Annotated in this window: 9 protein-coding genes; all 9 read right to left on the reverse strand. The window is 70.1% G+C overall.

Translation table 11 applies throughout. The features are described 5' to 3' along the window. Positions 1-329 (reverse strand): DUF222 domain-containing protein (locus tag RIF65_RS12870; RefSeq protein WP_309066102.1); only part of this gene is annotated, 329 nt, incomplete at its 3' end. Between the two features lie 467 nt (positions 330-796). Beyond that, positions 797-1,831, reverse strand: a complete 1,035-nt coding sequence (locus RIF65_RS12875; RefSeq protein WP_309066101.1) for a LacI family DNA-binding transcriptional regulator — start codon at positions 1,829-1,831, stop codon at positions 797-799. A 16-nt stretch (positions 1,832-1,847) separates the two neighbouring features. Further along, the gene (locus RIF65_RS12880; protein ID WP_309066100.1) at positions 1,848-2,780 is read right to left on the reverse strand and encodes an N-acetylglucosamine kinase; all 933 of its coding nucleotides are present in this window, start codon (positions 2,778-2,780) and stop codon (positions 1,848-1,850) included. A 23-nt stretch (positions 2,781-2,803) separates the two neighbouring features. Next, a complete protein-coding gene (locus tag RIF65_RS12885; protein WP_309066099.1) occupies positions 2,804-5,674 on the reverse strand; it encodes a glycosyl hydrolase in 2,871 nt (956 codons plus the stop codon). A 22-nt stretch (positions 5,675-5,696) separates the two neighbouring features. After that, positions 5,697-6,659 carry a glycoside hydrolase family 113 gene (locus RIF65_RS12890; RefSeq protein WP_441338854.1) on the reverse strand — a complete coding sequence of 321 codons (963 nt, stop codon included), beginning with the start codon at positions 6,657-6,659 and terminating at the stop codon, positions 5,697-5,699. Continuing rightward, positions 6,656-9,172 carry a glycoside hydrolase family 2 protein gene (locus RIF65_RS12895; protein ID WP_309066098.1) on the reverse strand — a complete coding sequence of 839 codons (2,517 nt, stop codon included), beginning with the start codon at positions 9,170-9,172 and terminating at the stop codon, positions 6,656-6,658. Before RIF65_RS12895 ends, RIF65_RS12890 begins: the two co-directional genes overlap by 4 nt. Next, positions 9,169-10,029: a carbohydrate ABC transporter permease gene (locus tag RIF65_RS12900; RefSeq protein ID WP_309066097.1), complete on the reverse strand. Its 861-nt coding sequence runs from the start codon at positions 10,027-10,029 to the stop codon at positions 9,169-9,171. The genes RIF65_RS12895 and RIF65_RS12900 overlap by 4 nt, the downstream gene beginning before the upstream one ends. Beyond that, on the reverse strand, positions 10,026-10,994 hold the full coding sequence (locus RIF65_RS12905) for a carbohydrate ABC transporter permease (RefSeq protein ID WP_309066096.1): 969 nt from the start codon (positions 10,992-10,994) through the stop codon (positions 10,026-10,028). Before RIF65_RS12905 ends, RIF65_RS12900 begins: the two co-directional genes overlap by 4 nt. A gap of 23 nt (positions 10,995-11,017) precedes the next feature. Then, positions 11,018-12,334 (reverse strand): ABC transporter substrate-binding protein, encoded by a 1,317-nt coding sequence (locus RIF65_RS12910; RefSeq protein WP_309066095.1) that lies wholly within the window; start codon positions 12,332-12,334, stop codon positions 11,018-11,020. Between the last annotated feature and the right edge of the window lie 51 nt (positions 12,335-12,385).

Below are 12,385 nucleotides of genomic sequence, written 5' to 3' on the forward strand. Positions count from 1 at the left end.
ACGTGCCCGGCCGTGATCCGTCCCGCCCCCTGCGCCTGCCACACCAGCGGGAACCGCTCCACCCGCTCCGACGCCTCCGCCATCCGCCGCTGCACCGTCCGATCCGTGACCCGCAACGCCGCCCCCAACTCGGCCGCGACCGCCCGCACCGACACGTCCGCCTCATCCGCATCCCCCGCCACCGACAACGCCCACCGCGACGCCAGAGCGAGCACCCCATCCCGGGCCGCCTGCAACGTCGACAGGGAACGCTCCAGACCCTGCGCCAGGTCGACCAGCTGATCCAGCGTGGCCACCTGCTCCGCAGACACATCCCACAGCGCCCTCATCACCCCAGTATGGAAGGGGCCACCGACATTCGAACCCCAGATCCCGGCCCGAAACCGAGCACCCAGGTCACGAAGAGATAACGATGATCGACGGGCCCGACGGGCGCCACATACGGGGCGTTGGACGACCACCCGCAAGAGGCAGAAACGGCTTCCGCCCGCCTCGCGGGTCACGACGTTTCGTCTCGCTGCGCTCGCTCAACGACCGGGGGGAGGAAGCCCGTCCCGCCCGTCACGACGTTTCGTCTCGCTACGCTCGCTCAACGACCGGAAGGGTCAGCCCCGTCACCTCGTTTCGTCTCGCTGCGCTCGCTCAACGACCGGGAAGGTCAGCCCGTCCCGCCCGTCACGACGTTTCGTCTCGCTGCGCTCGCTCAACGACCGGGGGGAGGAAGCCCGCCTTGTCCGTCGCGACGTTTCGTCTCGCTGCGCTCGCTCAACGACCGGGGAAGGGTGTCTGCCCCGGCTCAACGCCGGGGCGCCGGACCCGTCGAGGCGCGCAGCCGCAGCTGCGGGGTGGAGTCCAGGAACGCCCCGGGCTCCGCCCCGTCGACCAGATCGAACAGCCGCCGGCCGACGTGGGCGCCGAACGCGATCACGTCGTGGCTCAGGGCCGTGAGGCGCGGCAGGGTGTGCTCGCAGAGCACGGAGTCATCCCACGCGATGATCGACACGTCGTCAGGGACGCTCCGTCCGCGCTCCGTGGCGACCGTGAGGCCGGCGACCGCCATCACGTCGTTGTCGTAGATGAAGGCCGTCGGCGGCTCCGCCAGTTCCAGCGCCTCGCGCGTGGCCTGCGCTCCCGACTGCATCGTGAAGTCGGTGCCGAAGATCATCCCCGCGGCGCCGAGCCGCACCGTCTCGTCCTCGAACGCCGCCATGCGGATGCGAGTGTGCGCGAGTGTGGCGATGCCGCTGACGTACGCGATGCGGCGGTGTCCGAGCTCGGCGAGGTGTCGCACCGCCTCCCGGATCGAGGTGGCGTCGTCGGTCCACACGCTGGTCAGCCCGTCGGCCACGCCGGGGTCACCGACCACCACGGCCGGCAACGCGCCCGGCTTGCGGCTGAGCCGCACGCGCGGATCGTCCACCTGCAGGTCGACGAGGATCACACCGTCCACCTGACGCGCGTTGCGCCACTTCTTGATGGTGGCGAGCTCCTGCTCCGCCGACGGCACCACTTGCAGCAGCAGGCCGTACGACCGCATCGACAGCTCCTTCTCCAGCCCCGACAGGAACTGCATGTAGAAGGACTCCACACCGAGGTTGTTCGGGTCGCGCGCGAGCACGAGTCCGAAGACGTCGTTGCTGGCGCCCGCCAGGGACCTCGCCGCCTGCGCCGGCGCCCAGCCGAGTTCGTCGGCCACGCTCAGCACACGCTGTCGCGTCGCCTCGGAGACCCCTTTGCGTCCGTTCAGGGCGAAGGACACCGCCGCGATCGACACCCCGGCGCGGGCCGCGATGTCGTTCACGGTGACGCGGCGGGAGGACGCAGGAGTCATGTACTCAGCGTACGCATCACGCCGGCTCACCCACCTCGGCCGTGGCGACGCGGTCCACGAGCGCTCGCAACGGGTTCCCCGCGCCGATCGCCACGAGCCGCACCGCGCCGTCCAACGCGTCGGCCGCGCCGATCCTGACCTCGGCCGACGGATGCCGCTCCGCCATGCCCGCGGCGAACGACCGCATCAGCCGTGCCGAGCGGAACACCCCGCCGATCGCGCGCACCTGCGGCCGCGGCGCGGCATCCTGTCCGACCCGGCGCAGCCCGGCGGATACCGAACAGACCAGCTCGGACGCGGCGGTGTCGGTGATGGCGGCGGCGACGGCATCCGATTCGGCGAGCGCCGCGACGGCCCGCGCGAAGCCGGCCACCCGCCCGACCCGCCGTTCGTCACTCTGCAGCAGGATGTACGCCGCCTCCAAGTCGGGGAACTCCGCGCGGACGGCATCCGTCAGCGCGGTCTCGGGTCCGCGGCCGTCGTGGGCGCGCATGACGGCCTCGAGCGCAGCGCGGCCGATCCAGTGCCCGCTGCCCACGTCGCCCATGATGTTGCCCCAGCCGTCCACCCGCGCGACCTCGGCGACGCCGACGGCCAGCGTGACGACTCCGGTGCCCGCTGCGACCACCGCACCGGGCTCTTCCCCGAGCGCGGCCAGGTAGCCCGTCACCGAGTCGTGCGCGAGGGCCAGCGAGCGCGCGCTCACCCTCGCACGGGCGAGCAGCTCATACGCGCCCACCGCGCCCTCCGTCAGCCCGGACACCCCGACGCCGATCCGCTCGGCGGGCCCGAACCTCCGCTCCGCCTCGCCGAGCACGGCTGCGAGTTGCGGCCCGAGCGGCAGATCGGTGCGGATGCCGGGCAGCGCTGCCTCACGGGCGCCGGTCGCGTCCACGTGGCGGAGCTTGATGCCGGTCTGCCCGGCATCGACGGCGAGCACGTTGCTCATCGCGATGTGTCCTCTCCTCCGCGTCAGCGCGCGCGGATGGCGTCGATCTCGTGCGTGCCCTCGTCGAGGAACACGTTGATGCCGCGCACGTCGCCGAGCAGCTCCACGCACGCCGCACTGAGACTGGAGAGGTCGATCACGATCGTCGCCGCCCCCTCGCTGCGCGGGGCCGCCGTCGTCTCGCACCACGTCCAGTCCGGTCCCAGCTGCAGGGCGGCCTTCGGAGCCGCCCCCGTCGACGCGGTGACATCGAGCAGCAGAGCGGTGCGACCCGACAGGTCAGCCGCCGGGCCGGTGAGCCAGTTCCCGCCGGCCGCCGCCTCGACGAGCAGGTGCCCGTCTGTGGCGGTCGCGGTGCCCTCCTGTTGCCAGGACGCGATGTCCCAGCCCTGGGCCCCGCTCTCGAAATCGGCGAGCACGACGCCCGCCGACGCCGCGATGAACGCGTCGGTGCGCTGCAGCCAGCGCGCGATCTCGGCGCGCTTCACGCGGTCGGTCGCGCCGAAGGCCTCCGCCGACTCGGGCTCGACGACGCCCTCCTCGACCGCCCAGGCGACGGCATCCGCGGACCGGTCCGGGACATCGGGGAAGGCGTGCGCTGCGGTCGGAGCAGGCGAACCGGCCAGCCGCCAGAGCGCCTCCACGACGGCGAGCCGCTTGGCGCCGGCGGGTGCCACGGCATCCGCGTCGTAGCCGGCGAAGACCGCCGCCGCCTCATCCTGCTTGAGGGCGCGGTCGGGGTGGAACCGGCCGTTGCGGTCGCCGAGGTCCACGACCTCGTCGTGCAGCCACACGATCGCGTCGTGGTCGGCGTGGTCGCGCGGCACGTCCGCGTACAGCAGGGGCGGCGGGGTGCCGGGCACGGCACGCAGCTCGTCGAGCACGAGCGACCCCGAGGTCGCTCCCCCGTCTGCGGCGTTCACATAGATGTTGAACTGGGTGATCTGCGCCCGCAGCTCCGGAGTGAGCCGCGCGTCGGCGTGCGCGGTGTCCCACGGCGCCGGACGCCAGTCCGCGAACGGAATCGTGACCAGCGACGGCTCGTCGCCGACCAGAGACGGGTACGCCTCGAAGGCGATCCCGCCCGCCGCGATCTGCAGCACGAGCTTGTTGCCCGACGCGTCGGGGTCGACCCACGCCTGGAACTCCTCGAAGGCCGACCAGTCCGCGGTGAGCTGCCGGCCGATGCCGGTGTACGACTGCGTGGCGAACGAGTAGTCCAGCCGCAGGGCCTTCTCTCCCCCGCCGACCGCGCCGTCGGCGGCGCGCTGCAGCGACATCGTGTTGGCGCCGTACTGCACGAACTCGCTGCGCAGCGCGCTGTCGTCACCGTAGCCCTCGAAGTCGTCCACGACGCCGGGTGCGAGCACCGGCCGCTCGCCCAGGATGACCGCGGATGCCGTCGACGCGAGCTCCCGGCCGGCGGCCGAGACGTGCACGGTCAGTTCACGTGTGGAGTTGTCGCGCAGGTCCGCCGGGATGGTCCACTCGCCGGTCCACCACAGCCCGCCGTTCTGCGGAGCGGTCAAGTCGATGCTCTCGTCGGTGCCGGCGACGGTGACGTCCACCCGGTCGGCCTCGTCGAAACCGCGCACGGACGCGCGCAGCGTAACCGACTCTCCCGGGACGCGCGCGCCGTCTGCGGGGCTCGCGAGGTGGGCGGTCGGGCGTTCCGGCACAGCGGTGGTGACGCGATCGTGCACGCCGGAGAGGTCGGAGGCGAACAGCGTGTACGGGTCGTCGTAGTAGGCGAGGAAATGCGGCAGGGTCTCACCGGACGTCGGCGTGTAGGGCGTGGTCGTGCCGCCGAAGTTCGCCCACGTCATCATGTACGTCGTGCGCGCGGCATCCGGGTCGGCCGTGATCGCGGCGAGCACGTCGGTGTACCACTCCGGGTTCGCGTTCTGGCCGTCGGGCCGGATACCGCCGGTGATGCCGAACTCAGTGAACGCCGACACCTTGCCGCGCGCGTCGGCGAGCCGGGCGAGCATGGCGAGATCGTCCGTGAGGCCGGTGAGGAAGGCGGGCGATGCCGCCTCGTCATATGTGTCGTACCCGAGCACGTCGATGAAGTCGTCGCCGGGGTAGGTGCGCAGGTAGAGCTGTTCGTCGCCGCCGAACCCGCCGCCGGGGGAGAAGGCGTAGAGCAGGTTGTGCACGTCCTTCACGTCGCGGAGGTACTCCACCGTGAACCGGTACAGCTCGGCGTACTCGCCCGGCGTGCCGAAGGCCGCCCCCCACCAGAACCAGGATCCGGCGTTCTCGTGCCACGGACGGAAGATCACGGGCACCAGCGCGCCGCTCGCATTCACGGCCGACCTCGCGGCGAGTGCGATGTCGTCGAGGTATGCGGTCAGGTCGGCGTGCTTCGAGCCGCCGGGGAGGACGGCGCGCAGTGCGTCGCCGGAGGTGTCGTAGAAGTCTCCACCGGTCGCGAAGTTCTCGATGTGCGCGCTGAGCGTCACGATGCCGCCCTGCGCGTCGGCCTCGACGAACGACTGGGCCAGGCGCAGCGCGTTCTCGTCCCGCGTGGCCGCGGGATCGCCGGGGCGCTCCCTGCCCTCGATGATCAGCGTGTCGAACCCGAACACCGCCGGGTAGTCGCCGGTGGCCGCTTTGACGTCGGAGGACACGCCGTCGCGCGCGTCGAACGTCACACCGTAATCGGTGGTGTGCTGGTGGCCGAACAGGATGCCCTCGCCGCGGATGTCGCGGAGGTAGGCGAACAGGCTGCGGGTCTCGGCGGTGGCCTCGTCGTCGACGAGGTCGACGGCGGCCGGTTCGGCCGACGACGCCGTCTCCGGGGCGGCCACAGCGACGGATGCCGGTGAGAGGAGCGCGCAGAGCAGAGCGGCCGCACCGGCGATGGCGGGCAAACGGGTACTGCGATTCATCGTCGAATCTCCTTCGTGGGGGTCAACCGCCCGTGCGGGCGAGATAGGTGTCGCGGAGGAAGTCGCCCGCCGGTTTGCCGTAGGGGCAGTAGTCGTCGTTGCCGTCGGCGTCGTCGAGTGAGTACAGAGCGGGAGGCCAGTCCCACAGCATGAAGCCGCGCATCCACGGGCGCCGGTCGCACGCGGCGAACATCGCCCGGTAGTACCGCAGCTGCTCGTCACCGGAGGGGCAGCCGGGCAGGTTCCAGTCGTTCGGCCGCACCGGCGACCCGGTGCGAGACGGGCAGCCGGCCTCCATGAAGAAGAACGGCTTGCCGGACGCCTCGACCACCTTCTCGATGCGGTCGAGTTCGGCATCCCATCGGTCGATCGGGTAGTACCCGCTGGAGGTGATCACGTCGACGGCGTCCCACCAGGTGACGTGGTCCTCCTGGTACTTGTCGCAGTTGTAGGTGACGATGCCGGAGTACACCTCCCGCACGTCGGCGATCAGCGCACGCCACTCGCGTTCGCGGGCGTCGGCGCGCACCATTTCGCACCCGATGCAGAGCATCTCGCAGCCCTCCGCCTGAGCGATACGGGCCGCGTGCAGGATGAACTCCCGGTACGAGGCGAACCAGTCGCCCCAGTTCGGCTCTCCCGGCACGTCCCAGTCGAAGAAGCCGATGTACGCCCGCCAGGTGCCGTCGCTGACGTTGACGACCGGCTTGAGGCACACCTTCACGCCGTGCGCCTTGGCTGCGCGGATGGCGCCGACGATCTCCTCCTCGGTCACCGTCGGCGCCTGGTCCCAGGACATCTCGGTGGACTGCGCGGTCGCCTGCTCGACGGCGTAGGCGAGCGCCGTCCAGTTCACGCCGTGCTCCGCCATCCTCGCCATGGACTCCGCCGCGGCGGGGGCGTCCCAGGTGCCCCGCACGCCGGTCCACCCCCACGTCATGCCCGCGACGTACGGCGCGAGGACGGCCTCGACCTCGCCGCTCACCGAGCGACCAGCTCCGCCGCGGCGGGTTGCGGGGCGTCGGCGTCCACCCGCACGCCGGCGCCCCCCACCAGCTCGTTCGCGGTCCGCACCACCTCGGCGGCGGCGAACGCCGTCACGTCGACGCCGGACGGATGCCGGACGACGAAGGTCGCGCTCTCGCCAGGCAGCAGCGTCACCAGGCCGTCGAGCACGACGGCATCCGGGTGGGCGCGGTCGACGAGCAGGGCGAGATCCTTGATGAGGCCGTGCGCGGTGACCCGCACCTCGGTGCCACCGCCCGCGGGTGCCGTGACGATCGAGTACCGTGCCGCGGCGAGCGCGGAATCGCGCGGCTCGGCGAAGAACCGCACACCGCGCACGTCGCCCGCGGAGGCGACTAGGAGCTCCGACGCGGCATCCTGCGCCGTCGCCACGACGGACTCGACCGGCACGACCAGCGAGCCGCGGGCGGCGACGGTGAACGGCGCGTGCTGCTCGGCGAGCACCCGGCCGTCGAAGCCCACCCGGCGGACCACGAGGTCGCCGCTCCACTCCTCGGCGGTGTCGTTGCCGATCACCGCCGACAGGCCGCCGTCGCGGGGCTGCACGCTGACCACCCTCGGGGCGAACGCGTTCTTCAGCGCGTACCAGAGCGGCTTCAACCGCTCGTCGCCGTCGATCGCGGCCCACGAGGTGACCGGCCAGCAGTCGTTCAGCTGCCACACGATCGCGCCCGAGTTCAGCGGGGCGAGCGCACGGAAGTGCTCCAGGGCGAAGCGCACGGCCTCGGCCTGGTTGAGCTGCATCGCCCAGTGCCACCCCGACATGTCGGCCGGCATCCGGTAGTGCGGCAGCAGGCCGCGGGTGAGCTTGTCGTTCCCCTCCGCCGCCTTCTGGTGCACGATCATGCCTGGCGACTCGGGGGTCAGCGGCGTGTCCGAGATGCTGCGGGTGAGCGTGGACCAGGTGGGCGGGCCCTGCCAGCCGAACTCGGCCACGAAGCGAGGGCGGTGGTCGAGGTAGGTCGGGTAGTCCTGCCGGTTCCACTGCTCCCACAGGTGCATGGTGCCGTGCGCCTCGTCGTTCGGATGCTGGCCGTGGGGGCTGAACGGGCTGCCGTGCGTGTACGGCACGTGGGGCGCCAGTTCGGCCACCAGCTCCGGGAACAGCTCGTGATAGTAGTACGCACCCCAGGTCTTGCCGTCCAGGTGCTGCTTCCACCCCCAGTCCTCGTAGCCCCACACGTTCTCGTTGTTGCCGGTGAGCAGCACCAGGGACGCGTGCGACGACAGCCGCACGATCTGCTCGCGCGCCTCCGCCTCGATCTCGGAGCGCAGCGGCTCCTCCTCGGGGTACGCCGCGCACGCGAACAGGAAGTCCTGCCAGCTGAGCAGGCCGAGCTCGTCGCACACGTCGTAGAAGTCCTCGGACTCGTAGATGCCGCCGCCCCACACCCGGACGAGGTTGAGGTGGGCGTCCCGCGCCTGCCGCAGCCGGCGCTCGTACCTGGCGCGGTCTACGCGCACCGTCAGCGCGTCGTCGGGGATCCAGTTCACGCCCTTCACGTACACCGGCTGGTCGTTCACGATCAGCGTGAACGGGGTGCCGTCGGCATCCGGCTCGGTGTCCCAGCGCACCGAGCGGAACCCGACCCGACGCCGGGCTGCGTCGCTCTCGTGACCGTCCGCGGCGACCACGACGGTCAGGTCATACAGCGGCTGCTCCCCGTACCCGACCGGCCACCACAGCTCGGCGTCCGGCGCGTCCGCGCCGATCCGCACCCGATCGGCGCCGGCGGGGACGGTCGCCGTCGCGGTGGCACCGGCGACGTCGAGGGTCACCTCGAGCGGGATGCCGGATGCCGTCGCGTCGCGCTGCACGACGACGTCGACATCCGCGCGTCCGCCGACCGCAGCGGGTGCGGCGTGCACGCGCACCTCGGCGATGCGTGCGACCGACCAGGATTCCAAGCGGACGGGGCGCCAGATGCCGCTGGTGAAGGTGGCGATGCCCCAGTCCCAGCCGAAGCTGGCCGCGGATTTGCGGATCGCCTCGTACGGCAGCGGGTAGGGCCGCGGACGGGCGCCGTACTCCATGCTGCGCTCGTTCGCGTAGCGCACCGGCGAGCGGAACGCCACCTCGAGCGTGTTCTCCCCCTCGCGCAGGTGCGCACGCACGTCGACGCGATACGAGCGGTGCTGGTTCGCCGCCTCGAGGATGACGACGCCGTTCAGCGTCACCGTCGCGACCGTGTCCAGCCCTTCGAAGACGAGGTCGTGACGGTCGCGGCCGTTGGCCTGCCAGCAGAACGTGGTGGCGTAGGTCCAATCGACCAGGCCGATCCAGGCGGTGAGTGCCTCGTTGTCGTCCAGGTACGGGTCGGGGATGAGGCCGGCGGCGAGCAGGTCGGTGTGCGCGCAGCCGGGGACCGTGGCGGGGATCGTCGCGGCCACGACCTCGGCGGGGGCGGGGCCGGAGGCGGCCCGCAGGGTCCAGCCGGATCGGATCTCGGTGCGAAGGGGGGTGAGGGTCATTTGACAGCTCCGGCGACGAGGCCTTTGTAGATCCACTTCTGCAGGAAGAGGAAGGCGAGGAGGGACGGGATGATGACGAGGAGGGTGCCGGCGGCGATGACCTCCCATTGGGTGTTGGTGGCGCTCTTGAAGTTGAACAGCGTCGTCGACACCAGGCCCTCGCTGGGCAGGTAGAGGAACGGCGTGTAGAACTCGTTGTAGATGCCGATGCCCTTGATGATGACCACCGTGGCGATCGCGGGCTTGAGCAGCGGCAGGATGATGCGCCAGTAGATCGTCCATCGGTTCGCGCCGTCCAGCATGGCCGCTTCGTCGAGCGACGGCGGGATGGACTGCATGAATTGGATGAACAGGTAGATGGCGATGATGTCTGTGCCGGTGAACAGCAGGATCAGCGCGGCCTTGGTGTCGTACAGCCCCATGCCGTTGATCAGCTGGAACGTGGCGACCTGGCTGGTCACCGACGGGATGAGGGTCGCGATCATGAACAGCACGACCACGAGGGTCTTGCCGCGGAACGTGAACCGGTCGAGTGCGTAGGCCGCGGTGCTGCCGATGAAGATCGTGCCGACGAGCGCCACGGCGAGGACGACGGCGGTGTTCACGAAGCCGGCGAGCATGTCGCCCTGCACGAACGCCTTGACGAAGTTGTCGAGATTCAGCCAGTTGCTGGGCGGGGTGAGCGCGCTCGTGCGGGCGTACTCCTCGCGGCCCTTGAAGCCGGCGAACAGGATCGCGGCCATCGGAAGCAGCGTGCAGAACCCGGCGATGAGCAGGCTGACGTACTTCGCGGTCTTGGCGGTGTAGACGCGCAGGCGGATCATCGCGAGGCTGCGCGCGGGGGTCACGGTGCTCATACCAGGTCGACTTTCTCGTCGGGGAACAGCTTGCGCTGGATCCAGGTGACCAGCAGGACGATGATCAGCAACACCACCGCCATGGCCGAGGCCAGGCCGACGTGGCTGAACACGAACGCCTCCTGCACGGTCTTGATCACGAACGTGGAGGTGCCGTTGGCGCCACCGGTCATGATGAACGGCGTCTCGAAAGCGCTCAGCGAGCCGGAGATGCCGAGGATGAGGGTGAGGGCGACGACGCGGCGGATGCCGGGGAAGATGATCGCCCAGAACTGCTGCCACTTGCTGGCGCCGTCGAGGTCGGCGGCCTCGAACAGCTCGTCGGGGAGGGATTGGATCGCGCCGAGGAACAGCACGAAGTTCAGACCCGTATAGCGCCACACCGACGTGCTGGCGAGCGACCAGTTCGCGATGTCGGGGTCGCCGAGCCACTGCGGCGGGTCGGTCAGCCCGACCCAGCTCAGCACGATGTCCAGCGATCCACCGGGCTGGAACACGTACTGGAACATGAACGCGATCGCGACGCCGTTCACGAGGTACGGGAAGAAGATGATCCCGCGGAACAGGTTCGAGAACTTCGTGCTGAAGCTCAGGACCGTGGCGAAGTACAGCGCGATCGCGATCTGCACGAACGTCGCCAGGAAGTAGTAGACGCTGACGAAGAACACCCGGAACACGTCGGGGTTGGTGAACACTTCGACGTAGTTGTCCAGGCCGACGAACTGCTTGTTCTGGTCGAAGCCGTCCCAGCTGGTGACGCTGTAGTACAGCAGGTTCAACGCCGGCCAGTACGTGAGCAGCAGAAGCAGTCCTACCGCCGCCGACAGGAACAGCCAGGGCGTGAGGCCTGCCAGGGTCGTCCGCCGCCGGGACCGGGCCGGAAGGCGCTCGCTGGAGCGGCTTCCGGTCCGGACCACGAGGGCGGAGGTCTCCGGCGACTCCGAGCGCGGTACCGAGATGGTCATGAGATCCTCCGGGTCTCCCGGGCCTACTTCGCGGTCTTCTCGACCGCGGCGCTCCAGCGGTCGTTCAGCTCGGCGAAGTAGCTCTCCTTGTCGCCGTCGGCGGCGCCGCGCGCGATGTCGACCAGCTTCTGGCGGTACACCTGGCCGTAGAGGTCGATCTGCGCGTTGTTGGCCACGTCGGTCAGCAGGCTCTCCTTGCCCTTCGGGGCCGGGGCGGGCTCGATCAGCTGCACGCCCGCCTCCTCGAGTCCCTTCAGGTTCTCGGGCAGCGGCGCGTCCTTGAGCGTCGGGACCATGCCCTGCGCCTCGGTGTAACCGGACTCCTCTGTGAAGAACTGGATCCACGCCCACGCGGCGGCCTTCGACTTCGAGTTCTTGCTGATGCCGTAGCCGTAGTCGCCGTCGTTGGTGGCGTACTGGGTGCCGTCGACGTTCGCCGGCCACGCCATGTAGCCGATGTCCTCGGCGGAGGCCCCGGCGTCCTCGGCGGCCGCCTGCATCTGGCTGATCGACCAGGAGCCCAGGATCATGGTGCCGATCTCGCCCTTGCCCAGCTTCGTCTTCGAGGACTCCCAGTCGGTGGTGAGCGGGTCGTCCTCGGTGAGGCCGGCGTTTACCGACTCGAACAGCAGCGAGTCGATCGCGTAGATGTCGGTGCCCTCGGTCCACGGCTCGGGGTTCTCGGCCATGTGGACGGCGGCGTCGGGGTCGTTGGTGATGGCGCCGAGGTTGCCCATGCCCTGGGAGATCGGCCAGCCGTCCTTGTAGTTGGTGTACAGCGGGATGGCGTCGGTGCCGTCCTTGATCTTCTGCAGCGCGTCGAGCCACTCGTCCTCGGACGTCGGCAGCTCGGTGATGCCGGCCTCCTCGAAGACCTTCTTGTTGTAGACGATTCCGTTCGCGTTGCCGCCCGACGCGATGCCGTACTGCGTGCCCTCGAAGCTGTGCTTGGCCGTGTAGCGGTACTTCTCGGCGAAGTCGTCGGTGTCGCCGAGCGGCTCGAAGAACTGCGCGAACTGGCTCGGCTTGACCGCGGCAGGGATGGCGAGCACGTCGCCGTACTTGCTGCCGTTGAGACGCGTCTTGATCGCGTTCTCGTAGTCGTTGACGCCCTCGAACTCGATCTTCACGTCGGGGTACTTCTTGTTGAACTCCGCGGCGTACGCGTCGAACGTGCCGTCGGACACGAGGTCGGTGCGGTTGGTCAGAACCAGCAGGTCGCCCTTCACCTCGCCGTCGATGGTGTTGCTCGCGTCCGCGGCCGAGCCCGAGCAACCGCTCAGGGCGATGACCGCCGTGGTCAGTGCCGCCGCTGCCAGCAGCGCCTTTCGCTTCTGCATGTGACTACTCCTTTGTATGCGGGTCGTGCGTCCGGACGGGGTCGGGATGCC

The organism is Microbacterium sp. (assembly GCF_031180975.1).
Lineage (GTDB): Bacteria > Actinomycetota > Actinomycetes > Actinomycetales > Microbacteriaceae > Microbacterium.

Coding starts and splice junctions, on each gene's coding strand:
- RIF65_RS12900 (WP_309066097.1), bottom strand. CDS start 10,029: ATGAGCACCGTGACCCCCGCGCGCAGCCTCGCGATGATCCGCCTGCGC.
- RIF65_RS12905 (WP_309066096.1), bottom strand. CDS start 10,994: ATGACCATCTCGGTACCGCGCTCGGAGTCGCCGGAGACCTCCGCCCTC.
- RIF65_RS12910 (WP_309066095.1), bottom strand. CDS start 12,334: ATGCAGAAGCGAAAGGCGCTGCTGGCAGCGGCGGCACTGACCACGGCG.
- RIF65_RS12875 (WP_309066101.1), bottom strand. CDS start 1,831: ATGACTCCTGCGTCCTCCCGCCGCGTCACCGTGAACGACATCGCGGCC.
- RIF65_RS12895 (WP_309066098.1), bottom strand. CDS start 9,172: ATGACCCTCACCCCCCTTCGCACCGAGATCCGATCCGGCTGGACCCTG.
- RIF65_RS12885 (WP_309066099.1), bottom strand. CDS start 5,674: ATGAATCGCAGTACCCGTTTGCCCGCCATCGCCGGTGCGGCCGCTCTG.
- RIF65_RS12880 (WP_309066100.1), bottom strand. CDS start 2,780: ATGAGCAACGTGCTCGCCGTCGATGCCGGGCAGACCGGCATCAAGCTC.